The following is a 22,086-nucleotide window of genomic DNA, read 5'->3' as shown; positions in this document are numbered from 1 at the left end:
CGGGCCGATCTGGCGCGCGTCGGTTGCTTCGCGCGCCTCATGGAACGACTAGCCTTGGCAGCGCGGATGATGGCCGGGGCACCAGACGCGGTTCTGACGCCGGCTTGAGGCCGTCCGACTGAATGGCGTCACGCGGCGTATTGCGGCCTACGCCCGATCGATGCGTGCGCGAAACCTCGCTTTGCCTGCTGTCGCGGCGGTTGATCTCACCCTCCGATCCTTCGGCCGGTGTCCGCATCGAACAGGTGCATCATGTCTGCGTCGAAGGAAAGGCTCAGCACCTCTCCCGGTTCCACCCGCGACCGCGACGGCAGGCAGGCGACGATCCGCTGCCCTCCCGCATCTGCAGAGACGACGAGCTCCGGTCCGGTGAGTTCCACCACCTCGGCGCGGGCATCGATGGCGATACCGGGGCCGCGACCTGGCTGTAGTGCCTCAGGCCGGATCCCGAGGACGAGAGGTTGGCCCTCCGTGAGAAGCGCGTAACGTTCGGAGGGCAACGGCAACGCGGTGTCGCCGAGCATCAGCAAACCGCCTGTCGGCGTGACCTTGAGGAGGTTCATCGGCGGCGCACCGACGAAGGTCGCAACATAGAGCGTCGCCGGCCGGTTGTAGATTTCTTCCGGCGTGCCAAGTTGCTCGATCCGCCCGTCGCGCATCACCGCGATCCGGGTCGCCAGCGTCATCGCCTCGATCTGGTCGTGCGTGACATACACCATCGTCGTCTGCAGCATCTGGTGCAGGCGCTTCAACTCGGTGCGCATCTCCATGCGCAGCTTCGCATCGAGGTTGGAGAGCGGCTCGTCGAACAGGAACACCTCCGGCTTGCGCACCAGCGCCCGGCCGATCGCCACGCGCTGGCGCTGGCCGCCCGAAAGCTGGGAGGGCTTGCGGTCGAGCAGGTTTTCGATTTGCAGGAGCTTCGCCACCTCACGCACGGCCCGGTCACGCTCGGTCGCCGGCACCTTTCGCATCTCCAGCCCGAAGCCGATGTTGCGGTGAACCGACAGGTTCGGGTAGAGCGCGTAGGACTGGAACACCATGGCAATGTCGCGATCCTTCGGATGCACGCCGCGCACCGATCGCCCGCCGATGCGCACGTCTCCGCCGGTCGCCTCCGCAAGGCCCGCAATGATGTTGAGAAGGGTCGACTTGCCGCAACCGGAACTGCCGAGCAGCACCAGGAACTCGCCGTTCTGCAGCGTGATGTCGATGCCCTTCAGCGTCTCGACGTCGCCATAAGCCTTGCGGACGTTTACGATTTCCAGCGCGCTCACGGCGTCGTCTCCCCGAAGTGAATAGACCCGCCATAGCTGCGCGGAAGGGTGGAAATGGCGTGCGAGGCGAGATCGGTCCCGGCTTTCAGGCAGGCCGCGAGCGGCTCGTCTCTCGCAAGCGCCGCCAGGAACCCGGCGTTGAAGACATCGCCCGCGCCGATCGTGTCGACCACGGTGACAGCCGGTGCCGCCTGCGACAGGAGTACGCCGTCGGAACCGAGCGCAATCGCGCCGTCCGGACCGCGCTTGATGACGACGGTCGCACCGTCCGGCATGAGGGCGCGGATTTTTTCCGCAGCCGCCGCCGGATCGACCGTATCCGTGAGCGTCGTCGATTCCACCTCGTTCAGGATGGCGATGCGGCAGCGGGACAGCCAGCCTCGTGCGGCCGCCTTGTTCGCCTCGGTCCAGCCTTCGAGCGGCCAACCGGTGTCGAGTGCGACGGCAATGCCGTGCCGGTCCGCCCAGTCGAAGAAGGCGGTATAGTCGGCCGTCAGGTCGTCGGTGAGGAACGAGCCACAAACCAGCGTATAGCCGCCGCTGAGCGCGGGACCTTCCAGCACCGACAGCACGTCGCCAAGATTGAGGCGCGCCAGATGTCCGCGGGTGGTAAAGAAGGTGCGCTCGCCGTCAGGATGGGTGATGCCGACCGACAACGTCGTCCCTTCCGGCCGCACCGGCCACTTGTCCGCGCGCGCGCCGAAGCCCTCCTTGAGCCAGCGGCCGAACTGGTCAGAGCCGACATTGGCGGCGATCGCGAACTCAACGCCGAGTCCGTCCCAGGCGAGCGCGGTATTGCCGGCAGCACCGCCAACGCGAAGTTCGTCATGATCGACGATGATCTCCGTGCCCGCCTTGGGCCAGGGCGCGGCCGGCCCGAGGATCAGGTCGACATTGACGTTGCCGACGACTGCAAGCGGCCGCATCATTCGCTCCGCGTGATCTTGGTGGTGCGAACCGGCGTGCCGACATCGTCCACCCGTTGCCAGGCAAAGGCAATCATCAGGCGCTGCGCGACGGGCAACATCGCAAGCGTCGCCGCCAGCCCGGTTGCCGGCTTGAAGGCGAGCGTCACCGTTCCCGGAACCGCCGCCTCGCCGGATGCGTCGAAGACCACGACCGGTGCGCCGGTCTGGGCCGCGGATGCGGCCATCGCCGCGACGAGACCGCCGGTCGGATCATTGCCGCGGAAGAGCACGACGCCGACTTTGGGCCCCAGCATCTCCATCGGCCCGTGACGCAATTGGCCACCCTCCAGCGAGAAGCAGGGACGGCGGGACAGTTCTATCAGGCCCAGCGCCAGCGCCTCAGCGGCGCCCTGAAGCCGGCGGCCGGACGTGACAACGGCGTCGACCTCGGCCAGTGCTGCCACGGCGTCGGAAATGTCCGGCTCCTGCGCCGTCTCCAGCGCGGCGAGCGCGGCCGCCGGGTCGTCTCCCAGGGCGGCGAGCACGGCGAGGTGCAGGGCAAAGCTGATCGTCAGGCTCCGGGTGGCGGCAAACGCAAGCTCAGTGCCGCCGGCGCCGACGAGGCAGGGCGCGCTTCTTGCAAGAAAGGAGCTCGCCTCCAGCGTCAGCCCGAAGGTTTCCGGCGTCCCTCCGGTCTCGGCGAACCAGCGCAGCACCTCGGCGCTCTCGCCCGATTGGGAGGTCAGCAGGATGGTGCTGCCATCGACCCGCAGCGGCTGGCCGAGTTGCTCGGAAAGCGGCAGGGCAACCGCGTCGATGCCGAGCGCACGGTAGAGCGGTTCGACGGTACGGCCGACCGCATGCGAACCGCCCATGCCGAGCAGCAGCAGCCGGCCGGTGCGCCGAAGCGAGGCGGCGATCGTCATCGCCATGTCGCGCGCATTGCCAAAGGAGGCGATGGCATCGGCGCGCTGCCGCGCCATTTCCCGATCGATCGCGACAAGCCCGGCCGGGCGCGTTTTTTGTTCCGTCATAACCTGGTCATCCCTTGACGCCGCCGCTGGTCAGCCCGGAAATCAGGGCGCGTTGCATGAGAAACCCGATCAGCACCGGTGGCAGGGCGGCAAGCACACCGGCGGTCGCGATCAGGCCGTAATCGGAAACGCGGCCGCCGGCCAGATCGGCAATGGCGACCGTCAGGGTCTTGGCACGCTGGTCGGACGTGAACAACAGCGCGTAGAAGAACTCGTCCCAGGCAAGCAGGAACGCGAACAAGGCCGACGTCGCCACGACCGGCGCGGCGAGTGGCAGCGTGAGGATCCGCAGCGTCTGCCAGAGGCTGGCGCCGTCGATCATCGCCGCGGCTTCGATTTCGCGCGGAATCGTGTCGAAGCCGGACTTCATCAGCCAGGTGGTGAAGGGTGCAAGGATAGTCAGGTAGACCAGCGCGAGCCCGAACACGTTGTTCAGCAGCCCGAGATAGGACAGGCCCATGTAAAGCGGGACGGCAAGCGCCACCGGAGGCAGCATGTAGGTGGCAATCACCATCGACAGCGACCAGTTGAGCGCGGGTGTGCGCGACACGGCCCAACCGGCGGGGATGGCAAAAGCGATGGCTGCGACCGTCGCCATTCCGGACACCATAAGGCTGTTGCGCAATGACGCCGTGAAGGCTGCGCCCGCGCTGTTCGCCACCGTCGACAACAGCAACTGGTAACGCGAGAAATCGGCCGCCTGCGGCCACCAGCGCAAGGGCTTGGCGGACAGATCGGCTGCCGGCGAAATGCTCATGACGAACAGCCAGACGAGCGGCGCCAGGATGACCGCGGCGAGCAGCAGCGCCGCAAGGTGGATAAAAACGGAGAAAGCAAAACTCTGTCGTTCCATCAGGCGGCACTTCCCGCGGTTTTGCGCACCAGCGCCGCATAGGCCAGCGCCAGAACCGTCACGATCAGGGTCACGATCAGCGCCAACGAGGCGCCAGAACCGGCTCGCTGGAACGAGAACGCCTCCTGGTAGACGAGGATCGACAGCGTACGCGTGCTGTTTGCCGGCCCGCCGCGCGTCATCACCCAGATGATATCGAAGACCTTGAAGGCCTCGATCGTGCGCAACACCAGCGCCACCATCAGGGGGCCGGCGAGATAGGGCAGGATGACGAAACGGAAACGGGAAAACGGGCCGGCACCGTCGACGAGCGAAGCGGCGGTGATGTCGCGCGGCACCGCCTGCAGGGCGGCCAGCGCGATCAGCGCCACCAGCGGGAAGTTCTTCCAGCAGTCGGCAACGATCAGCGCCGTCAAGGCCGAGCCGGGCTCGCCGAGCCATGAGCGATAGCTGTCCAATAGGCCGATCTGCGTCAAGGCGGCGTTGAGAGCGCCGTATTCCGGATTGTAGATGAGCCGCCACAGCGTGGCGTTGACGACAGTCGGCAGAGCCCACGGCAGGATCATCAGCGCGCGCAGGACGGTGCGGCCACGGAATTCCTGGTTCAGCAGCAGAGCTGCAAGAACGCCGAGCACCATTTCGGCCGCAACGGAGACGACCGCGAACCATGCCGTCGTCACCAGCGTGCGCTGGAAGTTCGTGCTCGACAGCATCTTCGTGTAATTTTCCACACCGACGAAATTGCCGCCCGTTCCGACGAGCTTGGCATCGGTAAAGGACAGCCCGACGGTGTCTATCAGCGGCCAGCCGATCACGGCGATCATGACCGCGAGCAGAGGCGCCATCAGCAGCCATGCGCGGGTCGTCATCCAGGTGCCGGTCATCGGGCAGCCCTTCCCTCAATGCGACCGGTCGCGGTCCATCGGGCCGATCTGGGTCCCGAAGCGGATCGCGTCCGGCGCAGTCCTGTCAAAACAAGCACCCCTCTGGGGCGCCTGCAGGCGGCGGCGAGCGCCGCCCGCATTCCTCGTATCTGGCTTACAGGCCGCTGTTTTCCGCAGCCGACTTCAGCGCATCCTCGGCGGAAGCCTGGCCGAGCAGCGCTTCCTGAATCGCCTGCTGCAGAGCGGTCGACAGTTCCTGGTACTTCGGCGTCGTCGGGCGCGGATACATGGCTGCAAGGCCGAGCTTGGCCGCGGCGATCAGCTCTTCCTGGCCCTGCGTCACCGCCGGATCCTCGTAGGAGGAGGCCCAGATCGGCAGGCTGAGCTTGGCATACTGGTTCTGCGTTTCCTGCGAGGTCATGTGGACGATGTACTTCCAGGCCTCGTCCGGATGCTTGCTCACCGCCGTGATGCCGAGCCCCATCGAGCCATTGACGGCCGACACGTCGCTCTTGCCGGCAACGCCGGGCGCGGGAACGACGCCGACCTTGCCGGTGACCTTGCTGTCCGCGCCGCTGTTGGCGAGGTTGTACATGTAGGTCCAGTTCAGCGCGAAGGCGGCTTCGCCGTTCTCGAACACCTTGCGGACGTCTTCTTCGAGGAACTCCTTGGAGTTCGGGTTGGTGAGTCCAGAATTGTAGCTGCTGACCATGTAGTTCAGCGCGTCCAGCCCGCCGCCGCTCTGGAACGCCGGCTTGCCGTCCTTCAGGAACTCACCGCCATAGGCACTGACGAGCGTGGTATAGTCGCAGATCGCAGCTTCCGCTTGCGACCAGCTCCAGGCGATCGGGGTTTGCAGGAGACCCTTGTCCTTGATGATCTTTGCCTGTTCGGCCAGTTCATCCCAGGTCTTCGGCGGTGCCGTGATGCCGGCTTTCTCCAGGATTTCCTTGTTGTAGAACAGGTACTTGGTGTCGAGGATCCACGGCATGCCGTAGGATTTGCCGTCATACTGCACGGTCGTCCAGGCGCCCGGAAGCACGCCCTTCTTCATCTCGTCGGTGATTCGCGAAGAGATGTCGACGAGCACGTTGTTGGCCGCGTATTCGGCCGGCCAGATCACGTCGAACAGCACCACGTCGTAGCCGCCGCCGGAGCCTTGGGCCAGCACGGTCTTGTCGTGCAGGCCCTCATAGGGGACGAACTCGAGATTGACCTTGATGTCGGGATTGGCCTTGGTGAACGCCTCGGTCATGGCCCGCACGTCCGCCTCGCTGTAGGCGGCCTGGGCCATGAACAGCGCGTTCAGAGTGGTTTCGGCAAAAGCGTGGTGAGCGAAGGACGCGCTCAACAGCGCCGCCCCGATAAGGGCTTTGGTGATCGAATTCGACATCTCTACCTCCTAGTTTTCAAGCGCGACAAACACCGGTGCCGCGAAAAGCGGCGGCGACACCCCGCGAACGGAGCGCCGACACAGCAGTCAATCCTGCCGTATCGGCCGGAACCGGTTCCCTGGAGTTCTTTCGACTCCTCATTAAGTCAAATAACTTGACTTAAATCTTTCCCAGTCTTTTAGTCCTGTCAAGAGGAATTGCGGGATGACCGACCCACGGCAGATCCGTGCCAAGAGCGGCACGAACCATGAAGGCACGAGCGCCCATAACCGCCGGGTGATGATCGAAGCGCTGCGGGTGAACGGCGCGCTTTCCCGCGCCGACCTTGCCCGGGCCACACGCCTGACGAAGCAGACGGCGTCCAACATCATCGAGGAGTTGGAACGCGACGGTCTGGTCGTGCCGCAGGAGACGGTTCGCAAGGGCCGTGGACAACCGTCCACACCCTACGCTCTCGTTCCATCGGGTGCATTTGCGATCGGCCTGCAGATCGACCGGTACGTGACGCGGGCGGTCGCGGTCGATCTCGTGGGCACGCAGTTGGCACGGGCGGAGGCCGACCTGCCTGCCGGCGGACCGGCGAGCGGCACAGAGGTCCTGTTCGACCTGATCGCCGGCGTGCGGGGCGAACTCGTCCGGGTTGCCGCCGAATCGGAAAAGCGCCTCGTCGGGCTCGGCGTCGCCATGCCCGGCCCCTTTGGTGTCGAAGGGGCCGACAACGATCAATGGATGATGGAGGCCTGGCAGAAGTTTCCGCTGCGCGAGACGCTGGCCAAGCGCACCGGACTGAATGTCGGCCTGCAGAACGATGCCGCCGCCTGCGCCACTGCGGAGCGGATGGTCGGCGCTGCCCACGGATTGGACAATGCCGTGTGCCTCTATCTCGGCTACGGCATCGGCGCCGGGTTGATCCTGAATTCGGAACTCTATAGCGGCGCCAATGGCAATGCCGGCGAGATCGGCATGGCCCTGCTTTCGGCGGCCGATCCGACACGGACGGCGCTCGAGCATCGTGCCTCACTGGCCTCGCTTTACCTGCACCTCGGCATCGATCCCGCCGCGCCTGGCATCCATGACGAGATCGGCCGGCTTGCGGCCAAGGACGACCCTCGTGTGCTGGAATGGATCTCGCATGCCGCCCGCGACCTGCGCTGGGCTGTCCACCTGATCGAGACGATCTTCGACCCGCAGACTGTGATCGTCTGCGGCGGCGCACCGGAAGCACTGGCCCGCCAGTTGCTCGCAGCGATGGAACCATTGCTGCCATCCATCGCCGACCGGCCCGGAAGAAGCCACCCACGCCTCCAGCTCGGCATGACAGATCCTTGGTCGGTGGCGCTTGGAGCAGCTGCCGAGCGCATTGGTCGCGCTTTTGATCCGCGTTTCTCCGCCATCATGAAATAGGCCGCAAGCGCACTGGCAACGCTGTGCAGGACATCGCGGCCAATTGCCTGGCTATGATCGTCCAGGAGCCGATGACCTCGCTCGACCGTCAGCGATCTGCAGGTGCGCTTGCGCGGCGGGTCTACTCGGGCGTGTGCAGCGGCCGGGTTCATGCGGTGGAGGGCGTCCCCCTCTCCATCCGCCCCAACGAGACGTGGCATTTTCGCCGGACCAACCCGAACCGACAGTTGTAGCGGTCGGGCCCGGCTGTTGGCCGGGCCTCTTCCTCTCGTTCGCTTCGCAGCGTTTTTTACTGTGCGATCGGGGCGTAGTTGCCGTTGCTCCAGCGGTTGATGTCGTAGCTGGCGTTCTTCAGGTCGCCCTTTTCGTCGAAGGTTACGGATCCAACGACGGTATCGATCGGCTGGCCGTTCTTCAGTGCCTCGGCGACCTTGGTCGGATCATCCGAGCCGGCACGCTCGATGCCCTGGGCAAACGCCTGGATCACGGCGTAGGAGAAGAGCGTGAAACCTTCCGGTTTGAAGCCGCCGGCCTGGATCTTCTCGACGGCTTCCTTCGCCTCGGGCTTGGCCTGGGGATCGGACGGGAAGACGAACATCGTGCCCTCGCCGGCTGGCCCCGCGACCTGCCAGAATTCCGGCGAAGCGATCGAGTCGGGCATGATCAACTGGAACTTGTAGTTCTGCTCGGCGGCCTGGCGCAGGATCAGGCCGGCTTCCGGATGGTAGCCGCCGAAATAGACGACGTCGACCTTGGCGTCCTTCAGCTTCGTCACCAGCGCGTTGTAGTCCTTCTCGCCGGCATTGATGCCGTCATAGAGGACCTCCGTGAGGCCGCTGTCGTTCATGGTGGCGCGAACCGCGTCGGCAACACCCTGACCGTAGGCTGTCTTGTCGTGCAGGACCGCGACGTTCTTGCCGGCATATTCCTTGGCGATCCACGGACCGATGAAGGCGCCCTGGGCATCGTCGCGGGTATAGAGGCGCATGATGTTGGTCCAGCCCTTGGCGGCCGCATCATCCGTCATGACCGGGTTGGAGGAGGCCGGGCTCATCATCAGCGTGCCGTTCTCGGCGTAGACGGCCGAGGCCGGGATGCTCGAGCCCGAGCAGGCGTGACCGTCGACGAACTGGATCCCTGCTGCGGTAATGCGGTTGGCGACCGAGACGGCCTGCTTCGGATCACACTGGTCGTCCTCGAACTGCAGCTTGATCTGCCGGCCCATCACGCCACCCTTGGCGTTGATGGCGTCGGCGGCGGCCTGCGCCCCCTGCCTGAACTGGTCGCCGATCGTGGCGAGCGGTCCCGTCAGCGGACCGGCCACGGCGAAGGTCAGGTCTTCCGCCCGCGCCGCTGTGCCCATGAGCAGGCCGAGCGCCGTGCCGAGGATCAGAATTCTTCTCATTGTCTCAACTCCCTTTTGTGCCCGCATCAGTGCGGGTCGCTCCTTCCAGAAATGAACCTACTCTTGCAAAAAGAGTGGTTGGCATTGGAACCACTCCCAGAGGTAGGCGGCAAGCCCCCGATCCACATGAATTCGCAGGCATCTGGCGTCGCCGTGCCGGTATAGGGTGCCCATCACGCCGGCAAACGGCATCGCGGCGCAAGGCCCGGGATTGTCATGATCGACCGTCGTCGCGCGCGCCAGAAGATCACGAACGCCCTCCCCCCTCGCTTCGAAGAGGCGCAAGGCGGAACTGACGTTCGAGATCGCATAGCCCTCATCATACCAACCATCACGCAAATCAGAAGCTGACAGTCCAACAACGAGCAACCGATCGCGGGCGACACGCACCGCATAACGGTCACCGATGGCAAGCCCAAGCGCGCCGACATCCCTGTCGAGACCGTAGCGGACGAGGAATCGGTCGATCTCGCCGCTGACGAGTCGCTGCGGCACGCCGGTAACGGCGCGCACTTCGATGGTGCGGGCGGTGAGGCGGGCCTGTGCCCAGTCCGGCTCGGGCTGCCATTTTCCGGCGAGATCAAGCATGGAGGCGGCTCCCTTCCTCATCAAAAGCGCACGGGGGGACGATGCGCGCCCGCCTGATGTCCCGCAGGTGCTGCAGTTCGATGACGTCGCCCATACGGGACAGGCCACGCTCGATCAGCCCGAGCGCGATTGGCCTTTGCAGGGCTGGGCTGAAGTAGCTCGACGTGACATAGCCAGTGCTGCGAACACTGCCCGCCTCGCGCTCGATCCCGTGCGCGCCGGTCGGCAGCACGCCCTCGCCGTCGACCGGCTCCAGCCCGACGAACTGTCGACGATCCGAACGGGTGGCGTCCTCGGTGATCAGCGAGCGGCGGCCGATGAATTCCACCTTCTTGCGTTCCAGCGGCTGAGTGAGGCCGAAATCCATCGGCCGGCTGGTGCCGTCGGTATCCTTGCCGATAACGACATAGCCCTTTTCCGCGCGCAGGATCATCAGCGCCTCGAGGCCGAGCAAGCTTGCGCCGAAAGCCTCGCCCGCCCGCCTCAGCCTTGCCCACAGTGCGGCGGCGCGGTCGGCAGGCACCGAGATCTCGTAGGAGCGCTCCCCGGTGAAACTGATGCGGGCGATCCGCACCGCAACCCCTTCGAATACGCCGGAGACGACGGCCATGTGCGGCAGCGCCGTGTCGTCGAGCGCAAGCCCGAGGCCGATGGTCTCCATCAGCGCCCGTGCCCGAGGGCCGGTGACCGTCAGCGTCGCCATTGCGGCGGTCGCGTTGTGAATGAAGACGCGCCGGCGGTCGAAACGATCCTGCCGCCATTCCTCCAGCAACGCGTGCACGCCCGCCACATGCGAGGAGGAGCAGGAGACGACGAAGCGGTTGTCATCGAGCCGCATCAGGACGCCATCGTCGTAGATGTTGCCGGCCTCGGTCAGGATGAAGCCGTAGCGGCAGCGGCCGGGGGCCAGCGTCGACATGGTGTTGTAATAGATGAAATCGAGGAAGGGCGCGGCATCCGGGCCGATCACCTCGATCTTGCCGAGCGGCGAGCCGTCAAAAAGTGCCACGCCCTCCCGCGCGGCCTTGGCTTCGGCCTGAATGCGCTCCTCCGGGGCCCCCGCGCCGTAGAAGGCCGGCCGCAGCCAGCCGCCATATTCGCGGAACACGGCGCCTTCGGCCCGATGGAGGTTTTCGAGCGGCAGGCGGCGCAGCGGGGCCATGCGCGTACCGGAGCGGGCGCCGGCGAAGGAGGCGAGCGGCACGGGCGTGAAGGGCGGACGATAGGTCGTCGTACCCACCTCGGGAATGCGCCGGCCGGTCAGTTCCGCCATCAACGCCAGGCCGTTGACATTGGAGGTCTTGCCCTGGTCGGTCGCCATGCCGAGCGTGGTGTAGCGCTTCACGTGCTCGACGGAGACAAAATTCTCCCGCACCGCCAGTTCAACATCCTTGGCCGTGACGTCGTTCTGCAGGTCGATCCAGACACGTTCCTTCGCGCCCGGCTTCGGCCAGGCCGCCACGATGCCAAAGTCCCGGCCCGAGCCCTCTGCAAGCGCAGCCGGCAGGCCAAAGTGACCGGCAGCAGCGCCAACCACCTCGACGCCCTCGACCGCCCGGCCGGGAACGAAGGCGAGGATATCATCGCGCCAGTCGAGTTTACCCTGCGCCTGGCAATAGAGATGCACTGTCGGTATGAAGCCGCCCGAGGCGAGCACGGTGTCCGCTTGCAGGATCGTGCCATCGGAAAGTTTCACAGCATTGACCGCAGCGCGGCCGATCGCGGTTGTGACGGTCAGGCCCTCCAGCACCCGCACACCGGCGGGTGACCGGGCATCGCTGCGGTAGTCGACGATCGTAACATCGGCGCCGGCCGCCGCCAGCGCTTCGGCCGTCTCACAGGCGAGCCCGTTGTTCGTCGCAAGGACGACCTTGCGGCCGGCAACGACGCCGAAGCGGCGGAGGTAGATCAACGCGGCCTCGGCCGACATGATGCCGGGAAGGTCGTTGTTGCCGAAGGGCAGTGGTCGCTCGATCGCGCCGGTGGCGAGCACGATAGACCGGGCGCGAACCCGCCACAGTCGATCCGGCGCACCCTCCCTACCCTTCTGGTTAAGGCCGACGAGGCGGTGGTCATAGATGCCGAAAGCCGTCGTTCCGGTCAGCACCAGGGCTCCGGCCTGCTCCAGTTCGGCGGCGACATCCGATGCCCATTCGGCTCCGGGCCTGCCCTCGATGGTCGCTGCGCGGAAAAGCAGGCTTCCCCCCGCCTGCCGGCCGTCGTCACACAGCACGACGCGCTGTCCGGCGCGCACCGCGTTGCGGGCGGCAAGCAGACCCGAGGGCCCGGCACCAACCACCAGCAGGTCGCAATGATGGTTGATCTGCTCAGCGAAGGCAGGTCGTGCTGCTGTCTCGTCCAGCCTCCCGAGGCCTGCCATCTGCCGGATGCGCGGCTCGAAGAGGTGCCAATCGGGGAACATGAATGTCTTGTAGTAGAAGGCGGCCGGGATGAAGCGCGAGAAGGCGTCGAGGAAGGCTTGGCGATCGTTCTCCGCGCTCGGCTCGGCATTCACGCTCCGCACCACGAGACCCTCGAGGGCGAGCGCCTGTGTCGCGCGCGTGTTCGGCATGCCGCCGGCGATGTCGACAAGCGCGTTCGGCTCTTCGACGCCGGCGCCCCACAGGCCGCGCGGACGGTGATATTTGAAGCTGCGGCCAACCACGCGAACGCCGCCGGCGAGAAGCGCCGAGGCGACCGTATCGCCGGCAAAACCCTCGATCACGCGGCCGTCGAAGGTGAAGGCGAGCGGCCGCGACCGGTCGATCGCCGTGCCGCCATCAGTGCGCCATGCCGTCATTGCCGCCTCCTTCCCCAAGCGCAGAGGACTGCGCCACGCGGTGATCCACGGTGTCGCGTTCCATGCGGAACACTTCGCCGCAGGCCATGTGCATCCAGATTTCGTTTGCAGCCCCGCGCGGGTTGTTGCGCTCGTAGAGGTAGGCGGTCCATTCACCGTCCGTCACCTCGCGAAACCCCTCGGGGCGATGGTTGCCGGCGTCGCCCCCAAAGTGAAATTCGCTCTCGCTCCTCGGCCCGCAGAAGGGGCATGGGAAAAGCTGCATGGTGGCCTCCTAGTGCGCGATTCCGGAGCCGGCGGCCTCATCGATCAATCGCCCGCGGGAAAAACGGTCGAGATCGAAGGGGCGGCTGACATCGTGATGTTTTCCCGTCGCCAGCAGATGGGCGAGCAGCGTACCGCCGGCGGGAATGGCCTTGAAGCCACCCGTTCCCCAACCGCAGTTGAGAAAGAGGCCAGGCAGCGGGCTTTCGCCGAGAATGGGCGAGGAGTCCGGCGTCACATCGACAATGCCCGCCCATTGCCGCATCAGTCGGAGCTGGCGAAACGTTGGGAACATTTCGAGGAGACCGGCGATGACGTCCTCCAGCACCGGCAGGTTACCGCGCTGGCCATAGGAGGGCACACGGTCGAGCGCACCACCGAGAACGAGTTCGCCCTTGTCCGACTGGCTGGCATAGGTCCCGGTTCCGGGAGACAGCACGACGGTGTCTAGCACGGGCTTGATCGGCTCGGATACGCAGGCCTGCAGGGCATAGGAGGTGATCGGCAGGCGGAAGCCGGCCTTGGCCGCGAGATGTGAGGAATGGCCGGCGACGACCATGCCGGTCCGCTCGGCACGGATCTCGCCACGGCTGGTCTTCACGCCGCGGCACTGCCCGCCTTCGATCAGAAATTCCTCCACCTCGCAGGACTGGATGATGTCGACCCCTAGCCTGTCGGCGGCGCGGGCATAGCCCCACGCGACCGCATCGTGCCGCGCCGTGCCTGCCCTGGCCTGCCAGACGCCGCCGAACACCGGGTACCGCGCCTCCGGCGAAAAATTCAGAAGCGGCAGAACGCGGCGCACGTCCTCGACTCCGAACAACTCGGCATCCGTGCCGTTGATCTGCATGGCATTGACGGTCCGCGCCGCCATCTCCATCTCCGCTTCGCTGTGGGCGAGCGTGACGATGCCGCGCTGGGAGAGCATGATATTGTAGTTCAGCTCCCGGCCGAGCGTCTCGTAGAGATGGAGCGCCAGATCATAGAGCGCCGTGCTTTCCGGGAAGAAGTAGTTCGAGCGGACGACGGTCGTGTTGCGTCCCGTGTTGCCGCCGCCGAGCCAGCCCTTCTCGATAACCGCGACGTTGCGAATGTTGTGCGTCTTGGCGAGGTAATAGGCCGTCGCCAGCCCATGGCCGCCACCGCCGATGATGAGAATATCGTAGCGCGGCTTCGGCTCCGGTGAACGCCAGGCCTGCTGCCATCCCTTCTGGCCCCTGAGGCCCTCCTTGAAGAGCGAAAAAGCAGAGTAGCGCCGTGTCATCGCAAAACACCCGAGTCCGCGCGCACGGGTGCGCAGCGGTAAGATGACAAGGCCGAATGCTGCTTCATACGCTGCCCCATGAGTGAAGGAACCGGTCGGTCAAGCCCGCTGCGCTCGACTTCGGACTACCGCTAATATCTCTGGACACAAATGTCTACAAGATAGCTGCCAGACGCGCGCCTTTAATGGCCTAAAAAACGTGTTGATGCACAAACTTCCTAATATCCAGACGTACAGATATGCCCATAATCAGCCGTCCGGCTGTACGCGCCGCATCCATGTTTCAAACGCCTGGACCTCGGCATCCGATGCCTGGCGGCCGGTGAAACTGAGGAGGTAGGGGCGCAAGAGACGCAGCCGGATTTCACGGTCGTCACGCATACCGAGTGTGAAGTGACCGATCTGCGTGAAATAAAGAACCCGGGCCCGGATGAAGGCCTCGGGTTGCTGATAGTCATAGCGCAGGAACATGCGCGTGAGGGCGTCGACACGCTGGTCATCGGCCTGGTCGACAACCCCACGCACGGCCGCGTCCACCTGTCCCCAGGATCGCACGGCGGCGTCGAGGCGCGGGTCAAAGAGACTCGGATCAACCCAACACTCGAAAATGTGACACACCGCCTTCGTGACGGTCGGTGCGGGGCGAAGGGCACGCTCGAGGATCGGGCTGGTGTTCTTACGAAGCCAGTATTCGACCAGTTCCCGGTGCAGTTCCTGCAGGTCGGCAAAGAACCAGTAAAAGCTCGACCGCGACACCGCCAGCGTCTTGGCCATGACCTGGATCTTCACGTTGGCGATGCCCGCTTCGATGAGCGCCGCGATGCCCGCTTCGATCCAGGCCTCGCGCGTCATGCGGCCGGCAGCCTGCCTGGTGGTGGCGCGTTTTCTTGCGCCCGAAGGCGTCATTGCACTCACCATTTCCCCCCTCGGCCGATCCTATCGCCGCCATCCAGCGGTCTGGAATGCCATGTTGCCCAATGCCAAACGGATATCAAGCGGGGCGCACAGGCCGTCCCGGACATATCGCGGGGCCCGGAAGTGGCAGGGCACACGCTTGTTTTCGGATCAGTGTCGTGCAGAATACCGATGGAATTTCAACCGGAGAGGGCAAATGTACAGGCACATTCTGATCGCTACCGATGGCTCCGACCTCGCCCGCAAGGGCCTGGAACACGGTCTGTCACTGGCCAGGCCCCTCGGGGCGAAATGCACGGTTTTGTCGGTATCCGAACCGCTGCGTCCGGAGATGGCAAGCGCAGCCCGCATGGGCGGCATCGATGATCCCGTTTCACGCTATGACCAGCAGATCGATGCAATCATGAAGGAGCGCTTTGCCTTCATCCAGCAGCGCGCGTCCGAGCACGGCGTCGCAGTGGAACTGACCCATGAAATTGACAGTTCCCCCGCCGAAGCCATCGTCAGGTTCGCCAAGCTCAAGGGTTGTGATCTGATCGTGATGTCTTCCCACGGCCGGCGCGGTCTGCAGAAGGTCTTGCTCGGAAGTCAGACAGCTGAGGTGCTGGTGAATACCACCGTTCCCGTCCTGGTCATCCGGTAGAAACATTGGCAGTATCGGCCTGGCGCCGGTCGCCTCAGCCCCTCAGCCTTCGCGGCTAGGGCTTTGTTGCCCTGATGTAGGCAACGAGATCCGCAATCTCGGATCGCGTGAGTGACAGATTTGGCATCCGTGAGTGGTGCGGTGCGGCCAGGAACACGGACAGGCCAGCCTCGTCAAATTTATCGGATTTCCCAATCTGGGCGAATGTCGGGACGGTATCGGAGCCGCGAAGTTGTCCGGGTGCAACGACGTGACAGGCGCTGCACCAGCGCTCGGCGATGTCGCGGCCCCGGGCTGGATCGGCCGCCGCACTTTCTCCGGCCATCGTCAAGAGGAGGGTGATGGCGACGGCACACCGCGAGCCCGGAATTCGTTTCATTGGCAGCCACCTCAACTCGTTTTTTTCACCGCGGTCCCAGCCGCCTGCTACCATTACGCTATGATTGCATTCCGTACATTTCAATTCTTATCCGCTTGGTGGGCTTTCCAAGCAGAAATTTGGGTGCGGCCGGCACGATGCGCGCACCAGCGGTGCTGCGCATTTGCGGTCATTTCGATTCGTCGTCATTGAAAGGCGAAAATCGGCGACGCCTACAGGCTTTCGGCCCCGTCGATCACCAGCGCATGGCCGGTCATGAAGGCGGACTTCTCCGAGGCAAGGTAGAGGATCGCCTCGCCGATCTCCTCGGCCGAGCCGAAGCGACCCATCGGAATGGCATCGCGGACGTAATCCTCGAGCGCCGCGCGCCCGCCCATCTGCACTTCGAAGCCCGCATTGAACACCGTGTCGACGAAACCCGGGCACAGCGCATTGCAGCGCACATTGTGACGGGCGAAGTCGACCGCGATCTGGCGCACCATGGCGATGACCGCATGCTTGGTGGTGCAATAGGCGATCATCTCGCGATCATACTGCACCCCCGAATTCGACGAGGTGATGATGATCGAGCCCTGACGGCGCGGCGCCATCACCTGCATCGCCGCCTTGGCGGCGACGAAATGCGCCCGGACGTTGAGCCGCCAGGAAAGGTCCATCTGGCCGGCATCGACCTGGTCCAGCCGGCCCGGCACCTGGACGCCGGCATGGGAATGCAGGACGTCGAGGCGGCCGTAGCGCTCGGCAGCGGCAAGAATCGCCCTCTCCAGCGCGGCGTCGTCCAGCACGTCGAGTCCGAAACCCTCCGCCCGCCCGCCGGCCGCGGTAATCTCTGCGGCCACCCCCGCCGCGCGGTCGGCGACAAGATCGGTGACGACGACATGGGCGCCCTCGCGCGCCATGGCGAGCGCCCCCGCCCGGCCGATGCCCGATCCCCCCGCCGTCACCAGCGCGACACGATCTTTCAGCTGCATTTTTGAAAACTCCCAGGGTCTCAATGGCTGCGCCGACGCATGACCACCTGCGCGGTGATCAGGCTGAGCAGCGACGCGGCCAGAACGAGTGTGCCGATGACGTTGATTTCCGGCGTCACGCCGCGCCGGATCGACGAAAACACGTAGATCGGCAGGGTGGTTTCGGATCCGGCGACGAAGAAGGCGATGATGAAATCATCGAAGCTGAAGGTGAAAGCCAGCAGGAAGCCGGCCAGCACCGCAGGCGCGATCTGCGGCAGGGTGATCTGGACGAAGCTGCGCATCGGCGGCGCGCCGAGATCGGCGGAGGCCTCGAGCAGCGAGCGGTCCATGCCCTGCAGCCGGGCACGCACGATGATGATGACCAGCGCCATGGTGAAGAGGCCGTGGGCTGCGATCAGCGAACCCTTGCCGAGGCCGAGCTGGACCGGGTTCTCCGGGCCGAATAGCGTGGCAAGAAGCGGGTTGAGTGTGTCGAACACCGTCACCAGCGCGATCAGCGTGGCGATGCCGATGACGATTCCCGGCACCATCACCGCCACATAAATCAGCGCGTCATAAAAGAGGCGCAGCCGGCCGCGCACGCCCTGCAGGGCGACCGCCGCCAGCGTGCCGAAGAGGGTCGCCAGCAGCGCCGAGGTGACGGCGACGGTGAAGCTGGTCTTGACGGCGTTGACCACGAAGGGGTTGGCGAGCGTCTTGCCGTACCACTGCAGCGAGAAGCCGCTGAACTGTGCGGCATGGCGCCCGGCATTGAACGAAAAGAGCGCGATCACCCCGATCGGGATATAGAGGAACAGGTAGACCGCGAGAGCATAGAGTCGCATCGCTATCCCCTACATCAATGCCACGTCGTCGCGCCCGCCGGACAGCCGCCGCAGGCTGCGCAGATAGAGCGACACCGTCACCAGCATCACCAGCACCAGCGTTGCCGCCATCGCCGCACCGAAGGGCCAGTTTCGCGATTGCAGGAACAGGTCGACCAGTGCATTGCCGACGAAGAAGACCTTGCCGCCGCCGAGAAGCTGGGGGATGAGGAATTCGCCCATCAGCAGGATGAAGACCAGCATGGAGCCCGTCGCCACGCCGGCAAGCGACAGCGGCAGCGTCACCTGGAGAAAGGTGCGCCAGGGCGGGCTGCCGAGATCGCTCGAGGCTTCCAGCAGGCGCCGGTCGAGCTTTTCCAGCGCCACATAGATCGGAAACACCATCAGCGGCAGATAGCCGTAGACGATGCCGACCATCACCGCGAACGGCGTGTTGATGAAGCGGGGCCGGTCGAAACCGAGCTCGCCGATGAGCCGCGGCAGGCCGTTGCCGCCGAGAATCTGGATCCAGGCATACGAGCGGATCAGGATCGAGGTCCAGAACGGCACGATCACCAGGATCAGAAGCGCGGTGCGCCAGCGCGGATGGGCCTTCTGCGCCAGGAAATAGGCCAGCGGATAGGCGATCAGCAGACACAGCACCGTGCCGAGCGGGGCGAGCGTCAGCGTATTCCTGAACGCCGCCCAGCGGGCGCCGAGATTGAGGTAGTTGTCGAAGGTGAAGGCCGGGACGTAACCGCCCGCGGCCCCTCTTTCGCCGAAGCTGAAGACGACGACCACCACCAGCGGCAACACCAACATGGCGAGGAGCCAGGCCGTGGCCGGAGCCAGAAACAGGGTGGTGCGCAGGGATGGTCGCACGTCCCGCTCCTTAGGCCGACTTGAAGCGCGCGAGGATTTCTGCGCGCTGCGGGTTGGTCATGGTGACCGCCGCGCCGAACTCCAGTGCGTTGAGAAGCTCGGCTGCCGGATAGAGGATCTCGCTTTCGCGCATCTCGGCCGGCAGCAGCGCATCCACGCGGCTGTCGCCGGTGGCGTAGCCATGGAACTGGGCTTCCTTTGCCGCCATGTTCGGCTCGAGCAGGAAGTCGATCAGCGCATAGGCAGCGTCCTTGTGTGGCGCCGAGGCGGGGATGGTGAAGAAGTCCGACCAGATCTCGCCGCCCTCCTTGCCGAGGATATAGACGATCTCGGGTATGTCGCGGTGAAGCTGGGTCGCATCGCCCGTCCAGCACATCGACATGGCGGCATCGCCCGAGCGCATCGGCGGCTGGTAATCCGAGGTGATGGCGAAGAGATGCGGCTTGGCTTCGATCAGCAGCTTCTCGGCATCTTCCAGTTCCTTCGGATCGACCGAGTTGAAGGAATAGCCGAAATATTTCAGCGCATTGCCAATGGCGGTAAGCTGGTAGTCATGCACGATCGAGCGGCCGGAAAGCTCGCCCTTCGTCAGGTCCCAGAACTCCTTCCAGCTTGTGGGCCGGGTTCCGGAAAAATCGGCAGTATTGAGGCAGAAGCCGGTGGTGCCGACGTTGCGCGGGATGGCGTAGGTCTTGCCGTCGACGATCCCGGGACCGGCAAAGCGCGGATCGGTCGCCGTCTTGTCGTAGTTCGGCAGCCGCGACAGATCGATCTCCTCGATGATCCCCTCGCCCACATAGGTGGTAATCGTGTAGTTGGTCGCCACCACCACGTCCCAGCCGGTGCCGCCGGCCTGGAGCTTGGCCAGCATCTCCTCGTTCGATCCGAAGACGTTCATGTCCACGGCGCAGCCGGTGGCGGCCTTGAAGGCCTCGAAATCGGCCGGATCGTGATAGTTCGGCCAGGTGGCGATGACCACGCGGTCGCCGATATTGCCGGCCGCCCGGGCGCGGGATGCAAGGCCGGGCATGGCGCCGGCCAGAACCGAAGTGGCAAGCCCGAGGCCGGTGACCCCGAGGAAATGGCGCCGCGAAATCGAGCCCTTGCGGTAGCTCTCTAGCCGCTCCAGGAACTCCTTTGCCGTGATATGCCCGCTGTTGTCAGTCATCGATGTCCTCCCAGTTGTCGACGTAGTCAAACGGGTGCCGGGCGCTCAACGCACCCGCCGCACGAAATCAGTCTTCCGCCAGCGCGAGCGCGGCGCCGTCGCGCCAGGAAACGCGAACGGTCACGCCGACGCCGGGGGTGCCCTCGGCAATGTCGGTCGAGCGCGGCACCACCGCGATCAGGTGGTCCAGCGCTTTGGAACGCAAATGATATTCGACGTGCTCGCCGAGGAAGATGCGGTGCATCACCTGCATCTCGTGCCCCTGGGCTGCCACGCCGTCCGGCGCGACGCGGATCTCCTCCGGGCGCAGCGACAGCGTCACGGCCCCCTCGCCCGCTGTCTTCTCCGCCGCGCGCGCAACGAAGCGCAGGCCGCCCGGCCCTTCGGCAACCAGCCGTTCGCCGTCACGCCCTAAGGCACGCGCCGAAATGAAGTTCGACCGGCCGATGAAGTCGGCGACATAGCGGTTCTGCGGCTGGTCGTAGAGTTCTTCCGGCGTGCCGATCTGGGCGATCCGGCCCCGGTGCATGATGCAGACGCGATCCGACATCGACAGCGCCTCCTCCTGGTCGTGGGTGACGAGCACGAAGGTGATGCCCAGTTCCCGCTGCAGCGATTTCAACTCGATCTGCATGTCGTGGCGCAGCTTCTTGTCGAGCGCCGCCATCGGCTCGTCGAGAAGCAGGATCTTCGGCTCGTTGACGATCGCCCGCGCCAGCGCCACGCGCTGTTGCTGGCCGCCCGACATTTCCCAGATCCGCCGGTCGGCGAAGCCGGGCAGGCGCACCATATCGAGCGCGCGCGCCACCTTGGCGGCGATATCGGCCCGGGCAAGGCGCGGCCGGCGCTGGTTCAGCCCGTAGGCGACGTTGCGCGCTACGTCCATATGCGGGAAGAGCGCGTACTGCTGGAACACCATGTTGACCGGGCGCTGATAGGGCGGGACGCGGTTGACGACTGTTCCGTCGATCAGGACATCACCCTCGCTCGCCTGCTCAAAGCCTGCGAGCATGCGCAAAGCCGTGGTCTTCCCGCACCCCGAAGGGCCGAGGAAGGAAAGGAACTCGCCCTGGAAGATCGCCAGATCCAGGCCTTCCGCAGCGGTCACCGCTCCGAAACGCTTGGTCACGTTCCGCAGCTCGGCAATTGTCTGATTCACCATGCTCGACTTCGGCTACTATTGCTTGACTTGCGGGAAAACGTAGGAAACTCTTTCAAAACTGTATATATCACAAAAGGCATAGTTCGCGTCATGACGCCTGTTTCACGGCAGAGCTCCCTCCATGCGGCGGAACTGGGCACCGTCATCGACCTGATCGGCCAGACCGGCTTCTGCCCGGCGCTCACGGCCTGGCTGCAGGCGATCGTGCCTTTTTCCTTCACGGTGGTCTTCGGATACTGCGGGGAAAGCAAACCGATCGACATCTTTGACACTTTTCCGGAGGATCGGCGCCGGCTGTTCGTCGCCGACTATCAGGAGGGCCCCTATCTCCTCGACCCGTTCTGCCAGAGCGCGGTGCGCCCGGTGCCGCCCGGGCTGTATCGGCTGAAGACGCTGGCACCGGACCGCTTCTATCAGGGTGAGTATTTCCGCACCTATTACCAGCGCACCCAAATCGCCGAGGAGATCGGCTATTTCGCCGAAATGCCCGGCGAATGCCACGTGGTGCTGTCGCTGATGCGTCAGGAGAAGGTGTTCAGCCGCGCCGAATTTCAGCGCCTCACCGCGGTCGCGCCCGTCGTCACGGCCCTGATGCGTCGGCAATGGAGCGGCCTTGCAAAGGAGTTCACCGCGCAGACGATCAGCCGCCCGGAACTAACCGGAGAGGGGCTCGATCGCCTGACCCCGCGCGAGCGCGAGATCGTCGGCTTCATCCTCAAGGGGTACTCGGCCGAAGCCACCGGCCAGGCGCTGAAAGTCGCGAGCGGAACCGTGCGCATCCACCGCCGCAATATCTACGCCAAGCTTGGCATTTCCTCGCAGCGCGAGCTGTTCGCCCGCTTCATGGCCGGCGTCACGCACTGACGGCGCGATCGCCGTGGGTGGTCTTGTGGCACTCAGTTCACCTGTTTCGCCAGCGCCGCCAGTTGCGTCATCAGTTGGGCGGCTCCGGTCAACCGTTTCGCCGGTGCAGGAAGATCGCGTGACAGGAACAGGCTCTGGTCCGGGCGGATCTTCGCCAGCGATCCCTGCTTGGCGATGTAGCCGACCAGTGTGCGGCTGCCGCTGAACGCGGAGGCGCGAAC

21 protein-coding genes are annotated in these 22,086 nt (G+C 65.0%); 3 read left to right on the top strand and 18 right to left on the bottom strand.

Annotated elements, in window-relative coordinates; all coding sequences use genetic code 11:
• Positions 1-206 precede the first annotated feature (206 nt).
• From JNC62_RS09995 to JNC62_RS09970, 6 genes are all read right to left on the bottom strand, one after another.
• Positions 207-1,277, bottom strand: coding sequence for an ABC transporter ATP-binding protein (locus JNC62_RS09995; protein WP_374838308.1), 1,071 nt, complete (start codon positions 1,275-1,277; stop codon positions 207-209).
• A complete protein-coding gene (locus tag JNC62_RS09990) occupies positions 1,274-2,203 on the bottom strand; it encodes a PfkB family carbohydrate kinase (RefSeq protein ID WP_374838306.1) in 930 nt (309 codons plus the stop codon). Before JNC62_RS09990 ends, JNC62_RS09995 begins: the two co-directional genes overlap by 4 nt.
• A complete protein-coding gene (locus JNC62_RS09985) occupies positions 2,203-3,219 on the bottom strand; it encodes an SIS domain-containing protein (RefSeq protein WP_374838305.1) in 1,017 nt (338 codons plus the stop codon). Before JNC62_RS09985 ends, JNC62_RS09990 begins: the two co-directional genes overlap by 1 nt.
• Before the next feature lie 7 nt (positions 3,220-3,226).
• Positions 3,227-4,072: a carbohydrate ABC transporter permease gene (locus JNC62_RS09980; RefSeq protein ID WP_374838303.1), complete on the bottom strand. Its 846-nt coding sequence runs from the start codon at positions 4,070-4,072 to the stop codon at positions 3,227-3,229.
• Positions 4,072-4,956, bottom strand: a complete 885-nt coding sequence (locus JNC62_RS09975; protein WP_374838302.1) for a carbohydrate ABC transporter permease — start codon at positions 4,954-4,956, stop codon at positions 4,072-4,074. The genes JNC62_RS09980 and JNC62_RS09975 overlap by 1 nt, the downstream gene beginning before the upstream one ends.
• Before the next feature lie 154 nt (positions 4,957-5,110).
• Positions 5,111-6,349, bottom strand: a complete 1,239-nt coding sequence (locus JNC62_RS09970) for an extracellular solute-binding protein (RefSeq protein WP_374838300.1) — start codon at positions 6,347-6,349, stop codon at positions 5,111-5,113.
• Positions 6,350-6,554: 205 nt separating this feature from the next.
• Between JNC62_RS09970 and JNC62_RS09965 the strand changes: the two genes are divergently transcribed.
• Entirely contained in the window at positions 6,555-7,754 is a 1,200-nt protein-coding gene (locus tag JNC62_RS09965) for an ROK family transcriptional regulator (RefSeq protein ID WP_374838298.1), read from the top strand.
• Positions 7,755-8,043: 289 nt separating this feature from the next.
• Here JNC62_RS09965 and JNC62_RS09960 read toward each other — a convergent pair whose 3' ends face one another.
• The 6 genes from JNC62_RS09960 to JNC62_RS09935 form a co-directional block, all read right to left on the bottom strand.
• Positions 8,044-9,159, bottom strand: coding sequence for an ABC transporter substrate-binding protein (locus tag JNC62_RS09960; protein WP_374838297.1), 1,116 nt, complete (start codon positions 9,157-9,159; stop codon positions 8,044-8,046).
• A gap of 57 nt (positions 9,160-9,216) precedes the next feature.
• Positions 9,217-9,747 carry a sarcosine oxidase subunit gamma family protein gene (locus tag JNC62_RS09955; protein WP_374838296.1) on the bottom strand — a complete coding sequence of 177 codons (531 nt, stop codon included), beginning with the start codon at positions 9,745-9,747 and terminating at the stop codon, positions 9,217-9,219.
• A complete protein-coding gene (locus JNC62_RS09950; RefSeq protein ID WP_374838295.1) occupies positions 9,740-12,547 on the bottom strand; it encodes a 2Fe-2S iron-sulfur cluster-binding protein in 2,808 nt (935 codons plus the stop codon). The genes JNC62_RS09955 and JNC62_RS09950 overlap by 8 nt, the downstream gene beginning before the upstream one ends.
• On the bottom strand, positions 12,528-12,812 hold the full coding sequence (locus tag JNC62_RS09945; protein ID WP_374838293.1) for a sarcosine oxidase subunit delta: 285 nt from the start codon (positions 12,810-12,812) through the stop codon (positions 12,528-12,530). The genes JNC62_RS09950 and JNC62_RS09945 overlap by 20 nt, the downstream gene beginning before the upstream one ends.
• A gap of 9 nt (positions 12,813-12,821) precedes the next feature.
• Positions 12,822-14,075, bottom strand: a complete 1,254-nt coding sequence (locus JNC62_RS09940) for a sarcosine oxidase subunit beta family protein (RefSeq protein WP_374838292.1) — start codon at positions 14,073-14,075, stop codon at positions 12,822-12,824.
• 249 nt (positions 14,076-14,324) lie between these two features.
• Positions 14,325-14,981, bottom strand: a complete 657-nt coding sequence (locus JNC62_RS09935) for a TetR/AcrR family transcriptional regulator (RefSeq protein ID WP_374838290.1) — start codon at positions 14,979-14,981, stop codon at positions 14,325-14,327.
• 205 nt (positions 14,982-15,186) lie between these two features.
• Between JNC62_RS09935 and JNC62_RS09930 the strand changes: the two genes are divergently transcribed.
• A complete protein-coding gene (locus tag JNC62_RS09930; protein WP_374838288.1) occupies positions 15,187-15,633 on the top strand; it encodes a universal stress protein in 447 nt (148 codons plus the stop codon).
• A gap of 55 nt (positions 15,634-15,688) precedes the next feature.
• Here the strand turns inward: JNC62_RS09930 and JNC62_RS09925 are convergent, their stop codons facing one another.
• From JNC62_RS09925 to JNC62_RS09900, 6 genes are all read right to left on the bottom strand, one after another.
• On the bottom strand, positions 15,689-16,012 hold the full coding sequence (locus JNC62_RS09925) for a c-type cytochrome (RefSeq protein ID WP_374838286.1): 324 nt from the start codon (positions 16,010-16,012) through the stop codon (positions 15,689-15,691).
• A gap of 212 nt (positions 16,013-16,224) precedes the next feature.
• Positions 16,225-16,983 (bottom strand): SDR family NAD(P)-dependent oxidoreductase, encoded by a 759-nt coding sequence (locus JNC62_RS09920; RefSeq protein WP_374838284.1) that lies wholly within the window; start codon positions 16,981-16,983, stop codon positions 16,225-16,227.
• Between the two features lie 20 nt (positions 16,984-17,003).
• On the bottom strand, positions 17,004-17,810 hold the full coding sequence (locus JNC62_RS09915; protein WP_374838282.1) for an ABC transporter permease: 807 nt from the start codon (positions 17,808-17,810) through the stop codon (positions 17,004-17,006).
• Positions 17,811-17,819: 9 nt separating this feature from the next.
• Positions 17,820-18,671 (bottom strand): ABC transporter permease, encoded by an 852-nt coding sequence (locus JNC62_RS09910; protein ID WP_374838280.1) that lies wholly within the window; start codon positions 18,669-18,671, stop codon positions 17,820-17,822.
• A 10-nt stretch (positions 18,672-18,681) separates the two neighbouring features.
• Complete coding sequence (locus tag JNC62_RS09905) at positions 18,682-19,839, bottom strand: ABC transporter substrate-binding protein (RefSeq protein WP_374838278.1); 1,158 nt, start codon at positions 19,837-19,839, stop codon at positions 18,682-18,684.
• Positions 19,840-19,906: 67 nt separating this feature from the next.
• Positions 19,907-21,001, bottom strand: coding sequence for an ABC transporter ATP-binding protein (locus JNC62_RS09900; RefSeq protein ID WP_374838277.1), 1,095 nt, complete (start codon positions 20,999-21,001; stop codon positions 19,907-19,909).
• 90 nt (positions 21,002-21,091) lie between these two features.
• Here JNC62_RS09900 and JNC62_RS09895 point away from each other — a divergent pair, with 90 nt between their 5' ends.
• On the top strand, positions 21,092-21,865 hold the full coding sequence (locus JNC62_RS09895; RefSeq protein ID WP_374838275.1) for a helix-turn-helix transcriptional regulator: 774 nt from the start codon (positions 21,092-21,094) through the stop codon (positions 21,863-21,865).
• The last annotated feature ends 221 nt before the right edge of the window (positions 21,866-22,086 follow it).

The organism is Mycoplana ramosa, from assembly GCF_041930185.1.
Lineage (GTDB): Bacteria > Pseudomonadota > Alphaproteobacteria > Rhizobiales > Rhizobiaceae > Mycoplana > Mycoplana ramosa.
Note: the sequence above shows the minus strand (reverse complement) of the source record. Positions and strands in the feature narration are given on the sequence as shown.